This window comes from Oceanisphaera sp., from assembly GCF_052084945.1.
In the GTDB taxonomy this organism is placed as follows: domain Bacteria; phylum Pseudomonadota; class Gammaproteobacteria; order Enterobacterales; family Aeromonadaceae; genus Oceanimonas.
This window is the reverse complement of sequence record NZ_JBQDEX010000002.1, coordinates 1-15228: the sequence shown is the minus strand read 5'-3', so window position 1 is coordinate 15228 and position 15228 is coordinate 1. Positions and strand designations below refer to the sequence as shown.

The window sequence follows — 15228 nt, the reverse complement described above, 5'->3', positions numbered from 1 at the left end:
TTAATGCCTGATACAACAGCATTTAAACATTAGTGTAACCTTGGCATGCAAAGTGCAACATCTAGGCTGCATTACTATAACTACACGCAAATAAGGATATGGACTAATGAAAAAAATCAAACAATGTATGCTCGGTATTACCCTAGCTTGCTCGGTGAGTGCTGTGCAGGCTAGTGAGTTTATTAATGTGCTTACCGGTGGTACCAGTGGTGTTTATTACCCGTTAGGCGTGGCTATCTCGCAGCTTTATGACAAAAACATACCGAATGCTAAGGTGCAGGTGCAAGCCACGCGTGCTTCGGTAGAAAACTTAACGCTGCTCGAGCGTGGCCGAGGTGAAATAGGGTTTGCATTAGCTGATAGTGTTGAAGATGCTTGGCTGGGTGTTGAAGAGGCGGGTTTTAAAAAGCCGCTCTCTAAATTAAGAGCTATTGGCTCAACTTATTCTAACTATATTCAAATAGTAGCGCGTGCCGACAGCGGTATTAGCAGTCTGGAAGATTTGAAAGGTAAACGTGTTTCCGTTGGGGCGCCACGTTCGGGTACCGAGCTTAATGCGCGGGCCATCTTTAAGGCTGCCGATCTTAGTTACGATGATTTTGCACGTACAGAGTACCTCTCCTTTTCTGAGTCGGTTGAGTTGATGAAAAATCGTCAACTAGATGCCACTTTACAATCTGCCGGTTTAGGTATGGCTGCATTTCGTGATCTTGCCTCTCATGCTCCCGTGGTCTTTATTGCTATCCCTAACGAACTGGTTGCTAAGATAGACAGTGACGCCTATCGCACCAGTGTTATTCCTGCGGGCACTTACACTGGGCAAGATGAAGACGTGGCCACGGTGGCCATCAGTAATTTATTAATTACTCATCAGGGGGTATCTGAAGAAACGGCATACCAAATGGCAAAACAGGTCTTTGAAAACCTGCCCGCATTACGCAATGCGCACAGTGTCGCCGATAGTATCACTGCAGAAGGCGCGGTTCAGGGACTACCTTTGCCTCTACACCCAGGTGCTAAGCGTTATTACCAAGAACAAAATTTAATAGAATAGATTATAGCGCCACCTCATAAAAGGTGGCGTTACCTACATTAAGCAGCCTAATAACGACGAGCCTCAGGAACGAGCGTTCGATGTATATAATAACCCGGCGGGTTTATCTCGTGCGGTGTTAGGAGTCGTGATGAGCAATAATCAACTTAAGCCTCAAACTATCGTGTTTTATGCGGCCATTGCCTTTTCAATATTTCAGGTAATTACTGCCGCCTTTAGTCCCTTATCCACCACAGTAGTACGTGCCGTTCATGTCGGATTCTTGCTGTTTTTGGTTTATCAGTTATACGGTATTAATGGTAAACGCCTTAGCCGTCCTTCGGTATGGGGCATGTTATTAGGGGCGAGTGCACTACTGTTGGCTTTTTATCACTGGTGGTTTGAAGCCGACTTGGTTTATCGCGCAGGTGATATGAGTCAAGCAGATTGGCTCGTGGGTTCGGTGACCTTACTGATGGTATTTGATGCTGCACGCCGTTTAATGGGGTGGGCACTGCCGCTTATTTGCTTAAGTTTTGTCGCCTATGCGTTATTTGGCCAGTACCTACCCGAGGTGCTAATGCATCGCGGTTATGGACTAGACCAAGTTATTTCGCAGCTTTCTTTTGGTACCGAGGGTATTTATGGTACGCCCACTTATGTCTCTTCCAGCTATATCTTTTTGTTTATCTTATTTGGTGCCTTTTTAGAGCAAGCAGGCATGCTGGCTTTGTTTAATGATATTGCTATTGGCTCTGTGGGGCATACCCGCGGTGGTCCGGCCAAAGTATCAGTTTTATCTTCCGGTATGATGGGTACCATCAATGGCTCAGGAGTTGCCAACGTAGTCAGCACTGGTCAGTTTACTATTCCTTTAATGAAGAAATTTGGCTTCAAGTCAGACTTTGCTGGCGCCGTAGAGGCCACCAGTTCTATGGGCGGGCAGATTATGCCACCGGTGATGGGTGCCGTGGCCTTTATTATGGCTGAGACCATTAATGTGCCGTATGTGGAGATCACTAAAGCGGCATTAGTACCGGCTATATTGTATTTCTTTACCGTGTTTTTAATGGTGCATTTAGAGGCTGGCCGTGCCGGGCTCAATGGCTTGCCAAAATCTGAATGCCCTAATCCTTTGGCGGCACTGAAGCAACGCTGGTATTTATTAATGCCATTGATTGCCTTGATCGTCATGCTATTTTCAGGCTTTACGCCATTATTTGCTGGCATGATGGGCCTAGCACTCACAGTGGTGTTAATAATGGGGAATGGCCTAGCCAAACATCTGAATGCGACCGTGTTGCGTTACGGATTTTGGATAGTGTTGGGTTTGGCCTGTGCAACCTTTAATTATTACGGTATTACTGCCATCTTCGCCATAGTGGCCGTCTTAACAGTATTACTATTGGCCAAACGCGAACAAGGCGTTTTAGAAACCGTGGTGCAAGCTTTATACCGAGGCGCAATTCATGCTCTGCCGGTTGGCGTAGCCTGTGCCTTAGTAGGCGTGATTATTGGTGTGATATCGCTAACGGGTGCCGCCACCATAGTCGCTGGTTTCATCGTGCAACTGGGTTCTCATAGCCTGTTGCTATCTTTGCTGTTAACTATGGTTACTTGTTTAATACTGGGTATGGGGATTCCAACCATTCCTAACTATATTATTACCAGCTCTATTGCCGCGCCGGCTTTACTTGAGTTAGGAGTGCCATTAATTGTTTCGCATATGTTTGTATTTTACTTTGGCATTATGGCGGATCTCACGCCCCCGGTAGCGTTGGCAGCATTTGCCGCCTCGCCCATCGCTAATGCGTCAGGCCTCAGGATCGGCATGCGCTCATTGCAAATTGCCATCGCCGGTTTCGTGGTGCCCTTTATGGCAGTTTATGCACCAGAGCTTATGTTGCAGGGGGATGCGGGATTATTCGCTACCATCTTTGTCATCATTAAGGCGTTGCTGGCAGTCTCGTTGTGGGGGATGGGAGTGATAGGTTACTGGTTACGTCCATTCAGCTTTGCTGAGCGTTTACTCGCCGTGTTGGCCGCCGTAATGTTGGTTTTTGCGCTGCCCTTTAGTGATGAAATAGGCATCATGCTAGCGTTATTATTGCTAAGCAGACACTGGCTGCAGTTTAAACGCCAGCCACCAGTGGCTGTCGCTTAATATGCTGTGTCTTAGTACTGCTACTATGACGGTAATGCTGCTCTCGGGCAGCATTACGCTTAACTGGCAGCATTCCATTGAGAAAACTCATTGGCAGGAAAGCTATCAACTAAGTGAGGGACAATTGCGATTAACCCATGCAAGCGTGCAAGGATCTGGTGCGGGTATGGAACCGCCTCCTGAGGCTGTGTTGCGCAATGGAGCTTGGCATTGGCAACCTGATATCACCCTAGATCAGCTAACCCTAGCAAGCTCTGAGTTTACTGCTGAGTATACCTTGTGCACTGATCCTGAGTCGTGTTTTCCGCTTAGTCACTGGGTGCCGCAGGGGAGCAGCGTAACCTTGCTAGCTTGTGTTGACGTAGAGGAAACAGAGTATTAATAAACCATCATTAAACGTTTTTTGGTTACTGGGTGGCTTGCTGTTCATCTTGTTGCTGATTGTGGTGTGGTTTAGTAGTTGGCAGCGTCAGTGGCAAGAGCAAGAACAAAGTGCCCAGCAACAGTTACTGGTTTATCGCACCGCTCTGGAATCAGAAATTGCTCGCTTCGAGAATGTACCCCGAGCCTTACAAGAACACCCAGTGTTACTGGGTGCTCTGACCTATGCTAACGATCCAGAAGCCATTAAGAAGGCCAATCTGCTGCTGGAGCAATTAGCCACTGCTACCGGTATTGAAGCTTTGTATATGATGAATGATCAAGGCGTGGTGCTAGCCACAAGCAATTGGCGCCAGCCCCATTCCTTTGCTGGACAAAACTATCTGTTTCGACCTTATGTTTATGACGCCATGGAGGGCAGCTTTGGCGAATATTATGGGGTAGGTGCGACGACTGGCATCCCTGGGTACTTTTTTGGTTTGCCTGTGGGAAATGCGCGACAGCCGCAAGGTGTGTTGGCGGCAAAAATTACTTTATTGGATCTAGAACAAAGCTGGACTTTAAGTAAAAACTTGGTGATGGCAGTCGATTCCGATCAAGTCGTCACGCTCAGCTCTTCTCCAGATCTTAAATTTAAAACGCTAGCCCCGTTAACGGATGAAGCGCTGGCGCGCATCGCACAAACTCGACAATATTATCCGCTGCCCTTAACGCCGCTGGCGCTGAGCCATCAGCAGCAACAGCAACTCGTATGGCAAGGTATTCAATATCAAGTGAGTGAAGTGTATCTGCCTAAAAATCAGTGGCGATTACAGTTGTGGTCTCCTAGTCGGCCGTTAATTCAGCATGCTACCTTAGTTACCTCTTTAACCGCTTTTAGCATTATTGCTATGATCCTTTTGCTGCTCTACTGGCGACAACGCCGACGCTATATTCTTGCCCAATTGCGAGCGAAAGAAGAGCTAGAATATAAAGTTTCTACCAGAACCTCGGCGCTAGCGTTGTCTAATCAACAACTAGAGCATCAAGTGACGGAACGCTTTCAAGTAGAGGCTAAGCTTAGAGCCATGCAGCATGAGCTAATCCACACTAATCGCTTAGCTGCGCTTGGACAGATGGCCGCCAGTGTCGCTCATGAAGTGAATCAACCCTTAACCGCTCTCAAAAATCAGTCGATTAATACCAAGCTATTACTAAACCAAGGCCAACACACACAAGTTGTTGCTAGTTTAGAGGTAATGGGTACGCTGGTAGATCGAATTGCTCGACTTACCTCACAACTTAAAAACTTTGCCGCCACTCGCCGTAAAACTCGGGGAGAATGTCGGCTCGATGAGGCGTTAGAAAATGTATTAAGCTGGTTGAACCCAAGATTAACAGAACAAAACATTAGCCTCGACCGATCACAAGCTCGTGATTTGCTGTTACCGATAGAGCTGCATGCTTTAGAGCAGATATTGGCTAATATACTGGAAAATAGTGCCGATGCGCTTACCGACCAACCGCAGCCGATGATCACGTTGAGCGCGCAGCCAAGCGGGCTAGCTATATATGATAATGGCCCCGGTATCGCACCTGAATTACTTGATAAAGTCACAGAGCCGTTTTTCTCTACTAAGCAATACGGCAAGGGGCTAGGTTTAGGTTTAGCCATAGTTAGAGACTTGATCGAGGCCAGCGACGGTAACCTTACTTTATATTCGCCCCCAGCAGGGGGAACTCATTTTATTCTTAGTTGGAAAGTAGACTCGTGAATAAAGCTCATGGCATTGAAGTTTGGCTAGTCGAAGATGATGATGATGTTCGCCAAACATTATTACAGACCCTGCAGCTTTCGGGCATTAAAGCTCGAGGCTTTATCCGGGCTGAACTGGCATTACACTCGCTAGTTCCTGAGGCTCCAGTAGTGGTATTGTCTGACGTGCGTATGCCCTCTATGGATGGCTTACAATTGTTGCAACATTTACAACAATTCGATATTGATTTACCGGTTATCTTGCTCACAGGTCATGGTGATATTCCCATGGCCGTAGAAGCGATGCGCCTTGGTGCCCAAGATTTTTTTGAGAAACCTTTTGAACCTGAGCAGTTGTTGCATAGCCTGCAACGAGCTATAGATAAACGCAGCCTTATATTAGAAAATCGGCGCTTACGTAAACAACTCGCCAATCAAAAAGGCCTGCCCTTAATCCTTGGTCAAACACCGCAAATAGAGCAGCTGCGTTGTCAAATCGATAATATTGCCGATACCAGTGCCAGCGTACTTATCTTGGGCGAAACAGGTACCGGTAAAGAAATGGTAGCACGCAGCCTACATCAAAGTAGCGGTCGCAAGGGTAACTTTGTGGCAGTGAACTGTACCGCCTTGCCAGAGTCTATTTTTGAAAGTGAGATGTTTGGTGCCGAACCGGGTGCCTATACCGGCATTAATAAAAGACGTATTGGTAAAATGGAGCATGCCAATGGTGGTACGTTATTTTTAGATGAAATAGAGGGGATGCCTTTAATTTTGCAAGCAAAAATGTTGCGGGTCTTGCAAGAGTCGGTACTAGAAAGATTAGGCGGTAATAAAGCCATTAATATTGATGTGCGTATAGTTGCGGCTACTAAAGTAGACCTACTGAGCGCCAGTGATGCAGGGAATTTTCGAGCAGATCTTTACTTTCGTTTAAATGTGGTAACCCTAACCTTGCCACCATTACGCGAGCGCCGCGCTGATATTCCGCTGCTGTTCTTACATTTTGTCGATCAAGCTAAGCAGTCTTATCAACGTAATGTATCGGCGCCTAGTGATGACATGATACAAACACTGATTCAAAAAGACTGGCTGGGTAACGTACGCGAGCTGCGCCATTACGCAGAGCAATATGTATTAGGCGTACTGCCCGCCCAAGATGTGCCGTCACTAGAGTTAAGCTTACCCCAGCAATTGCTGCAACTAGAGCAGCAACTAATTTGTAACGCTATGAGCAATCAACAAGGTAATGTGGCATTGGCCGCGGAGCAGCTGGGCATACCTCGTAAAACCCTATACGATAAGTTAGCTAAGTATAAAGCTTAATCAACTACTGTAAATCTTCAAAAGCTATTTATTGCTTCTGAACATTAAAATGCATAGATTCAATGATCCAGTGTTCATGGGCTTAATAACCTAATAAGGTCGTAATTAAGTATTATTTTTCAACAATAGATTTCATCTAAGTTAAGCTCACGCTACTATTAGCAGATACAATTATTGGGTCTAACTGTTACTTATGCGCCTTTTCCGAGAGATTATCATGTCATCGTTAGTGTTAACGACATTAGCTTCACCTATGGCAACTGCAACGCAATACCCACATAGCATTAGCTCTGTGGTATCTGAATATGGTGGTTTGGCTGAAATTCGTATGAAGCCTTATTTTATGCGCGCCAATGTAGCTTATCCTCCGCAAGAAGTGGTGTTGCTAGCTACTAAAGAAGAGCGAGAGCTTGAGCTGTGGGCGCGTGATCATGGGGATTTTACCTTTATTCGTAGCTATCCCATTCGTAAGGCCAGTGGCCAAGCTGGGCCTAAACTCAAAGAGGGTGATAAACAGGTACCTGAAGGTATTTATCGTATTACGCATCTAAACCCTAATAGTCTATTTCATTTATCAATGGGCCTAGATTATCCCAATTCCTATGACTTAATGCGTGCGGCAAAAGAAGGGCGTACCGATTTGGGGGGCGATATTTATATTCATGGTAAAGCGCAATCTACAGGCTGCTTGGCGGTAGGAGATATTGCAGTAGAAGAACTGTTTGTATTAGTAAACCAGGTGGGAACCCATAATGCTTCTGTAGTGATTGCCCCTCACGATCCTAGGCGCAAGCCTTTAGATGGTTTTTCGGCTAACTTACCGCGTTGGGCTGTCGAATTGTATGCCGATATTTCACGGGAGTTTGCTAAGTTTCCTAATAGCGATATTTAAGGCAAGGCTGCCAACGCCGTTGGCTAACTCAAATGTGCCTTATGTCACAGCCTTATTTAAATTAAATATATGTAAAGTCTAATGTTGTTATAATAATCATATGATAAAGCTTTGTATTATTGGAGAATAACTCCAGATTTAATAATCTGATATGTCGGCGCTAACTAAGGGATTAAACAGTATGTTTGGCAGCAAAGCAAAAAAGCAGGTCGTAGATTTAGAGCAAAAATTAGCAGCGACCCAAGCGCATTATGAAACTAAACTGGCCGCGCAACAAAGTAAACTCACCGAGCTGCAAGTACAAGTGAGTAAGCAGCAAGCGGCACAGCAACTGTGTAATGATCTAACGAGTGTGGTATTGCAAGGTACTGATATGCTGGGCTCTATTAGAGAAAGTATGGTGGTGAATGCGCAGGCTTTATTAGAAGAGCAAGCCAAGCTTACCGAAATGGAAGAAGTATTTGCCCAAACATACCAAGCGACAGATACCTTAAAAACTCGTGCACTGGCAATTAATACAGAAGTTAATCACAGCGCAGAAAGCTCTGCCGTATTAGCGGAAACAGCCAATAAGATCAGCAACTTTGTGTCGGTTATCCAAGGTATTTCTGAGCAAACAAACTTACTTGCACTAAACGCGGCTATTGAAGCCGCCAGGGCGGGTGAGCAAGGGCGAGGCTTTGCTGTAGTAGCAGAAGAAGTGCGTAACCTAGCCACCCAAGCTCATGAAGCCAGTGGTAATATTAGTGTATTAGTGCAACATGTGCTTGAGCAAAGTCAGACTATTAATAGCTCAGTGGCAGAGTCACTAGAAAGTACCAATGAAGTGTCTGCCTCATCCCAGCAAATTGATGAAGTCACGCGAGAAGTTATGCAGCATGCAAACAGCATGCGCAGCGTGATAAGGCGCAATGCGGCATCGGCTTTTTTAGAGGCGGTTAAGCTGGATCATGCCGTCTGGAAAAATGAGGTTTATCAGTGTGTTGATACTCAACAGTTTGATACTGAATTAAGCACTCACAGAGACTGCCGTTTGGGTCAGTGGTATTACCAAGGGCGAGGTGCCCAATTATACAGTCATTTAAGATCATTCGGGCGTCTTGAAAGCAGTCACGAAATGGTGCACAAAGCAGGGTTAGATGCATTACAAGCATGTGCCAGTGGCGAACAGCAACAGGCTATACAGGCATTACAACTAATGGAACAATCAAGCTTAGAGGTTACTAATGTGCTAACTGAGCTAGAAAGTGAGATGCAAGCTAATTTTGCTTAATCGCCCTAAGCCGGGCATAAACAGTGGTCCGGCTCATATTTAACTGGCGTGCTGTGGCACTCATATTACCGCCGCACTGAGCCAAGGTATCTATAATCAATTGATCCGTTACAGATTTTAAATCCTTGGGCTTTGTTGTCTGCTCCGTTAAGGGAGGGAGAGCAGAGAAATGGGTTAAATCAATGGCGTGCCCCTCGGCTAATATAATAGCCACTTCTAATTGCTGTTTAAATTGACGAATATTTCCCGGCCAGTGATACGCCCGCAGTGCACTAATAACTTCATCACTGAGTGTGGTGGGAGAAAAGAGGGCATGAGAGGCGGCGAGTTTCTGTAATAGCTGTTGTAATAACGCTGTAAACTCAGCCTCTGAATACGCTCGCAGTGGCGGCAGTGTTAAGGCATAACCATTGATTCTAAAGTATAAATCTTGGCGAAAAGTCCCTTGCTCTACCATGGCTGCAATATCTTGGTGGCTGGCGGCCACTAGCTGAAAGTCAACCGCTTGTGGTTGATGACATCCCAAGGGCGTCACGGTTTTTTCTTGCAACACTCTTAACAACCGCGTTTGTGCCGCCAGAGGCAACTCACCAATTTCATCAAGAAACAACACTCCCTTATCGGCGGCTCTAATATACCCAGGCCGACCCTGTTTGCTCCCACCAGTAAAAGCCCCCGCCACATAACCAAATAACTCGGCTTCTAATAACTCGCATGGCAATGCCCCACAATTTACGGCAATGAGTGGCCCCGAGGCACGGTTGCCTGCTTGATGTAAACAGCGAACTAAGTGATCTTTACCGGTGCCGGTTTCTCCTTGAATAAGCAGCGGAATATGGTGGTTCATTAATTTAAGTGCGCGATGTTCATTCGCAGTTAGCGCAGTCTCTGTAAGAAGGGCAGTTGAAGCGGTCGTCTGAGAGTGACGCCTTTTATCCATTGTAGGTTGGCGGCTGAGTAAAACAATTCCTTGTTTAACGGGAGTGAGCTCGCCTTGTTGCAAACCATGGATCATGGTTGGTATATCGAGATCCGTTAACCATTGCCGAGCACTACGATTTGCCCCTAATACTTGGCCATTTTCTCGTAACGCAACAATACCCGACCAAGGTTGCTGTAAGCTGCCAGCATCGGGGGCGAGGTTGAGGATCCAATGTGTATGCGCTTGATTAATCACCAAGGCATTTTCAAGCGCTAAGGCCATCAGCCTGGCCGTTAATGGCATATCTTGGCAGTGCTCGCCTATTTCGCTTGAAATATCTATAACCCCTAGCATGTCACCGTTAGGTGATAATACCGGGCAAGCACTACAGCTAATCTTTTGGTTGGTCGCCAAAAAATGCTGCTGGCCTAGCACGCTTACCTCAGCTTGTTCTTTTAGTGCCGTGCCTATGGCGTTCGTACCCATGTGTTGTTCGTGCCAGCTAGCACCGCTGGCAAGGGCAATTTTTTGTGCCTTGTTACCAAAGTAAGGGTCACCGGCGCTCAATAAAATAGTGCCTTGAGCATCAGCAAACAATAACCGGCAACGACGCCCCTGTTGTAACTGTTCAAACAGCGGCAAGTGTGTATTGAGGTGATGCAGCAAAGAAGCATGGTGTTGTTGAGCATGATGTAAAGCGGTTTGGTCCAATAATTCGGGTGCATGATGACTGTGCTGGCTTAAGCCATAGTCGTGACTACGTTGCCATGAACGCATCAGTAACTGCGACTCTTGCTCTGGATGTGTGAGCGCGGCTTTGTTCACTACATTCAATGTCATTGTTTTCTTCCTATTAAAATCGACCCGCTTGCACTGTTCATTTCTACTGTACATCTGCACTGTACAGCTTGTTCAAAAACAGCACACTTTATTATTGAAACATTCGTTTTTCATTATCATCACCAAACTAGATTAGCCCTCTAGAGTATGAATGTAACGGGTTTGTAATTTTATTTTATTGATTTGTGATAATTGGCACCTTGTTTGCAAATCATTAACTGAGTCAAAAGGCATTGCCAAGGGCAGCCTTAGGTTAAATCATTAATATATGCGCTATCTGCAAGGAGAGTCACTATGATTTATCAGCAACCAGGAACCGCCGGTGCCGTCGTTAACTTTAAGACGCGGTATCAAAATTTTATTGGGGGTGAATGGCAAGCGCCAGTCAATGGTATTTATATGGATAACCGTTCACCCGTTAACGGCGCAGTGTTTTGTGAGGTACCACGCTCAGATGCCGATGACATCGATTTAGCGGTTAAAGCTGCACAAACTGCTTTTGCAACCTGGAGCAAAACGGCGGTGGCCGAGCGCGCTAATGTCATGTTGCGTATTGCCGATCGCATAGAACAAAACATTGAAATGCTGGCGGTGGCCGAAACCTGGGATAACGGCAAAGCGGTGCGCGAAACTTTGGCCGCCGATATTCCGTTAGTGGTGGATCATTTCCGTTATTTTGCCGGAGCCATTCGTGCCCAAGAAGGATCAGCGGCCGAAATTAACGACACCACAGCCGCCTATCACTTTCAAGAAGCGGTGGGCGTGGTGGGGCAAATTATTCCGTGGAACTTTCCATTATTAATGGCCGCGTGGAAGCTCGCCCCCGTGTTGGCTTCGGGCTGTTGCACGGTATTAAAACCGGCTGAGCAAACGCCGGCATCTATCTTGGTACTTATGGAGCTAATTGGCGACTTGCTGCCCCCTGGCGTGATTAACGTGGTGAACGGCATTGGTAATGAAGCCGGTGAAGCCATATTGCGCCACCCCGGCATTGCCAAACTTGCCTTTACAGGCTCAACCCCCGTCGGCCAGCATGTATTGACTGCGGCGGCCGAGCGGCTAATTCCGTCTACCGTAGAGCTGGGCGGTAAATCCCCCAATATTTTCTTTGCCGATGTGTTTAATCACGAGCCTGAATTTGTTGATAAATGCATAGAAGGCATGTTGCTCACCTTCTTTAACCAAGGCGAAGTGTGCACCTGTCCGTCTCGTGCCTTAGTAGAAGAGAGCATTTATGATGAGTTTATGGAGCGGGTGTTAGAGCGCGCTCGCCAAATTAAACAAGGCAATCCATTGGATACTGAAACGCAAGTAGGGGCACAAGCGTCACGGGAGCAATTCGACAGAATATTGCGTTATATGGAAATTGGCCGAAGTGAAGGCGCCAAAATGCTACTAGGGGGCGAAGCCCACACCGTAAGCGGATTAGAAAACGGCTACTATATTCAGCCGACTATTTTTCACGGTGACAATAAAATGCGGGTCTTCCAAGAGGAAATCTTTGGCCCAGCTCTTGCCGTTACCACTTTTAAAAATGAAACAGAAGCCTTGGCTATCGCCAATGACACCGAGTTTGGCTTAGGGGCAGGGTTATGGACGCGCGACACTAATCGCGCTTATCGTATGGCTCGCGGTATTCAAGCGGGGCGTATTTGGATGAACTGCTACCACGCATACCCGGCCCACGCCGCTTTTGGTGGCTATAAAAAATCCGGCATTGGCCGCGAAACGCATAAGATGATGTTAGATCATTACCAGCAAACCAAATGCATGCTGATCAGTTACGACACCAACCCACTGGGGTTCTTCTAATTTAGGTAAACATGATCTAGCGTAATATCCTTTATATTATTCTCTATAAGCTTAATACAGGCTCGGCAAGATAAAGGCGGGCCTGCACTTTAAAGGGAGTGTCATTAGTACAAGTTATCTAACAGAGTGCGGGTGATACATTATTATAAAATACACCTGCATTCAGTTCTCTTTTTAACGTAATAAAGGAAGTGAATATGAGCACAGCGACATTTTATATGCCTTCAGTGAACGTTATTGGTGCCGGTGCCGTTGAACAAGCCGTGAATGAATTAAGTCAGTTAGGGTTTAAACACGCCCTTATTGTGACGGACAAACCGCTGGTTGAATTAGGCTACGCCGGTAATTTACAGCAAGCATTGGCCAAGCAAAATATTAACGCCTGTATATTTTCTGATGTGCAAGCCAACCCCACCACCGGTAATGTAAGCGCGGGCTTGGCCATGTTGCGCGAACATGACTGTGACTTTGTAATTTCATTAGGTGGTGGCTCCCCCCACGACTGCGCCAAAGGCATTGCCTTGGTGGCCAGTAATGGCGGCGATATTCGAGATTACGAAGGCGTAGACTGCTCTAATAAGCCTCAACTGCCACTGGTAGCGATTAACACCACCGCCGGTACCGCTTCAGAAGTCACACGGTTTTGTATTATTACCGACGAAGACACCCACATTAAAATGGCCATTGTGGATAAAAACGTCACCCCCATTATGTCGGTTAACGATCCGGTATTAATGAAAAATATGCCGAAATCTCTCACCGCCGCCACCGGTATGGATGCCCTCACTCACGCCATAGAAGCCTATGTCTCTACTGCGGCCAACCCCATTACCGACACCTGTGCCCTAAAAGCGGCCACCTTGATCAGCCAGTACTTAGTGCGCGCGGTAAACGATGGCACTGACATGGAAGCCCGCGAGCAAATGGCTTATGCCCAGCTATTAGCCGGTATGGCATTTAATAACGCATCGCTAGGTTACGTACATGCCATGGCCCATCAATTAGGGGGCTTTTACGACTTACCTCATGGGGTTTGTAATGCCATTTTACTCCCCCACGTACAGCGCTTTAACAGCCAAGTGGCCAGCGAGCGTCAAACCGACATTGCTGCCGCCATGGGGTTAGAAGTAGCAGGGCTAAGCCATGAAGAGGGCGCTAAATTATGCATCGACGCCATTGTACAACTGGCCGATAAAGTAGGGATTCCTAAGGGTTTAGCCGGATTAGGGGTACAAGAAGCCGACTTTGATACTCTGGCCACCAACGCCATGAAAGACGCCTGCGGCATAACCAACCCCATTCAGCCTAGCCATCAAGAAGTCGTTGCCATGTTTAAAGCCGCTTTTTAAGCGAGCTAATTAGGCCATAAACCCAATTAATGATTAGCATTTAACCACACGCTCAGTCACTTAAATAAGAGACTGGGCGTTTATTTATCTAGCTCCTTCCTAACTAGTGGGTAGTGCACCACAAACAATAGCGACTTTTGCGTTTCATTTTGCCTCGCAACTTGTCTATAATGCGAGGCCTCAATTGAGCCAAACTCGTCACATCGATGCTGCCTCATAACAAGGAAGATAAGGCAATAGCCGCCTGCAAGGCTCGGCGGTAGCCTTGCTAGCAGTCCTCATCGACAGGACTTCGCACCCCGAATCCTCCCTTGCGTACCGCATGGCTCGCTGCACGCCGCGAGCCAATAAATGGTGACGACGCACCACATTGCTGCGTGGGTCTATGGCCAACTGGCCATGAAAGCGAATAATACCCATCGTACTAAATAAGTAGTCAGTTGTACTGCCTGTAAAAGCCGAACAAAGGGGCCACTCCACCGACACGCTACAAGCACCTCCCTGTGGCGCTCAGCACATGACGTCCCTGTCATGTGATGGTCGGTGGAGTCGCTCCCTTTATCCGACTCTAGGTTGTAGAGTCGCCTGTGATTAGGGCTAGCTGACAGTCTAGTGCCTCAAAGGAGCTGACTCTGTTTCCTTTTTATAGCGCATTTAAATAGAGCGAATATTTAGTGTGATTGGTATAAATCGCTTAACCCAGTGGCAATAAGTTTGCTCGGTTTTGTAGGCCAGATTTCGGCTACGAATTAAAGCGCGCAGTTGATCCATGAAGCGCGTAGGCTTGTCTGGTAGTCTTGGGGGACATCCAGCATCATGCTCTAGCTTTTTTGCTGTGTTTATATACAACAGTTTAGATCCTGACTACGAACATTGCACCCTGATTAAGGTGGAGCTATACGACAACTGTCGTAAAACTCCGCACTATTTACTTTATAAAGCTTACAAGTCACTGAAAAATATGGAATAGTTGTTGTGCTTAAAAATGAATAAGCGAACAGCCACGTTGCATAAAAAGCGACACGTGACGCTTATTTCCTAAGATGTTATTTCAACTTTCACTCAAGTGTTTGATAATAATCTGTTTTTTAATGATGGTGTTTATGTTTTGCAGAAATAAGCGCGTTTTGCATAGATGTCATTTGTCGTTGAATTAGCTGTTAACTGGCTCGTCTGGTTTGGCTTTTTGCCAGCTTGAAGTAATAAATTCTGTAGGTAGCTTTGCTTTTCATCTCAAGCTCTAGCCGAAAGCTCTTGGCTTCGCTTTGGTATTTTCAGTAAAGTTAGGCGGTCACTTGCAGCCTTCGGGTTTTATTTGGCAAGTGACTCTTCCGGGCTTGGTCCGCTGCGCTTATAGAAGTATTGGCCGCTCGCCAAGTTAACCAGTCACCTAAGTCGGACGCTCGTACCTCGCGCCGCTTGGCTCAAGCGTTATGAGTCAGTTATCTGCCAAATACGGAGTCGTTTTTTAGACTTATAACCGAGCTTTGCAGGCTGAAAC

Annotated in this window: 11 protein-coding genes and 1 pseudogene; 10 read left to right on the top strand and 2 right to left on the bottom strand. The window is 46.5% G+C overall.

The genetic code is table 11. The features are described 5' to 3' along the window. Window positions 1–106: 106 nt before the first annotated feature. The 8 genes and pseudogenes from ACTHY5_RS00360 to ACTHY5_RS00325 all read left to right on the top strand — a co-directional run bounded on the left by ACTHY5_RS00360 (window position 107) and on the right by ACTHY5_RS00325 (window position 8804). Window positions 107–1054, top strand: a complete 948-nt coding sequence (locus ACTHY5_RS00360) for a TAXI family TRAP transporter solute-binding subunit (protein WP_441874841.1) — start codon at window positions 107–109, stop codon at window positions 1052–1054. A 130-nt stretch (window positions 1055–1184) separates the two neighbouring features. Continuing rightward, a complete protein-coding gene (locus ACTHY5_RS00355; protein WP_441874839.1) occupies window positions 1185–3197 on the top strand; it encodes a TRAP transporter permease in 2013 nt (670 codons plus the stop codon). A 25-nt stretch (window positions 3198–3222) separates the two neighbouring features. Beyond that, on the top strand, window positions 3223–3579 hold the full coding sequence (locus ACTHY5_RS00350; RefSeq protein ID WP_441874837.1) for a DUF1850 domain-containing protein: 357 nt from the start codon (window positions 3223–3225) through the stop codon (window positions 3577–3579). Between the two features lie 37 nt (window positions 3580–3616). Then, complete coding sequence (locus ACTHY5_RS00345) at window positions 3617–5332, top strand: ATP-binding protein (RefSeq protein ID WP_441874835.1); 1716 nt, start codon at window positions 3617–3619, stop codon at window positions 5330–5332. Continuing rightward, complete coding sequence (locus tag ACTHY5_RS00340) at window positions 5329–6639, top strand: sigma-54-dependent transcriptional regulator (RefSeq protein ID WP_441874834.1); 1311 nt, start codon at window positions 5329–5331, stop codon at window positions 6637–6639. Before ACTHY5_RS00345 ends, ACTHY5_RS00340 begins: the two co-directional genes overlap by 4 nt. 217 nt (window positions 6640–6856) lie before the next feature. Further along, window positions 6857–7531: a L,D-transpeptidase family protein gene (locus ACTHY5_RS00335; protein WP_441874832.1), complete on the top strand. Its 675-nt coding sequence runs from the start codon at window positions 6857–6859 to the stop codon at window positions 7529–7531. A gap of 151 nt (window positions 7532–7682) precedes the next feature. Continuing rightward, window positions 7683–8381: pseudogene (locus ACTHY5_RS00330) on the top strand (methyl-accepting chemotaxis protein); the annotation flags it as partial. 21 nt (window positions 8382–8402) lie between these two features. Further along, entirely contained in the window at window positions 8403–8804 is a 402-nt protein-coding gene (locus tag ACTHY5_RS00325; RefSeq protein ID WP_441874904.1) for a CZB domain-containing protein, read from the top strand. Here ACTHY5_RS00325 and ACTHY5_RS00320 read toward each other — a convergent pair. Beyond that, on the bottom strand, window positions 8791–10566 hold the full coding sequence (locus tag ACTHY5_RS00320) for a sigma-54-dependent Fis family transcriptional regulator (RefSeq protein WP_441874830.1): 1776 nt from the start codon (window positions 10564–10566) through the stop codon (window positions 8791–8793). The genes ACTHY5_RS00325 and ACTHY5_RS00320 overlap by 14 nt on opposite strands. Before the next feature lie 294 nt (window positions 10567–10860). On the opposite strand from ACTHY5_RS00320, the gene exaC reads away from it, so the two are divergent. Together exaC and yiaY are read left to right on the top strand one after the other, a co-directional pair. Then, window positions 10861–12378, top strand: coding sequence for an acetaldehyde dehydrogenase ExaC (gene exaC, locus ACTHY5_RS00315; RefSeq protein WP_441874828.1), 1518 nt, complete (start codon window positions 10861–10863; stop codon window positions 12376–12378). Window positions 12379–12575: 197 nt separating this feature from the next. After that, window positions 12576–13727: an L-threonine dehydrogenase gene (gene yiaY / locus ACTHY5_RS00310; protein WP_441874826.1), complete on the top strand. Its 1152-nt coding sequence runs from the start codon at window positions 12576–12578 to the stop codon at window positions 13725–13727. Window positions 13728–14381: 654 nt separating this feature from the next. Here yiaY and ACTHY5_RS00305 read toward each other — a convergent pair. Next, entirely contained in the window at window positions 14382–14498 is a 117-nt protein-coding gene (locus tag ACTHY5_RS00305) for a phage integrase N-terminal SAM-like domain-containing protein (RefSeq protein WP_441874824.1), read from the bottom strand. Window positions 14499–15228: the final 730 nt, after the last annotated feature.

Coding starts and splice junctions, on each gene's coding strand:
- ACTHY5_RS00335 (WP_441874832.1), top strand. CDS start 6,857: ATGTCATCGTTAGTGTTAACGACATTAGCTTCACCTATGGCAACTGCA.
- exaC (WP_441874828.1), top strand. CDS start 10,861: ATGATTTATCAGCAACCAGGAACCGCCGGTGCCGTCGTTAACTTTAAG.
- ACTHY5_RS00325 (WP_441874904.1), top strand. CDS start 8,403: ATGCAGCATGCAAACAGCATGCGCAGCGTGATAAGGCGCAATGCGGCA.
- ACTHY5_RS00320 (WP_441874830.1), bottom strand. CDS start 10,566: ATGACATTGAATGTAGTGAACAAAGCCGCGCTCACACATCCAGAGCAA.
- ACTHY5_RS00360 (WP_441874841.1), top strand. CDS start 107: ATGAAAAAAATCAAACAATGTATGCTCGGTATTACCCTAGCTTGCTCG.
- yiaY (WP_441874826.1), top strand. CDS start 12,576: ATGAGCACAGCGACATTTTATATGCCTTCAGTGAACGTTATTGGTGCC.
- ACTHY5_RS00350 (WP_441874837.1), top strand. CDS start 3,223: ATGACGGTAATGCTGCTCTCGGGCAGCATTACGCTTAACTGGCAGCAT.
- ACTHY5_RS00355 (WP_441874839.1), top strand. CDS start 1,185: ATGAGCAATAATCAACTTAAGCCTCAAACTATCGTGTTTTATGCGGCC.
- ACTHY5_RS00305 (WP_441874824.1), bottom strand. CDS start 14,498: ATGGATCAACTGCGCGCTTTAATTCGTAGCCGAAATCTGGCCTACAAA.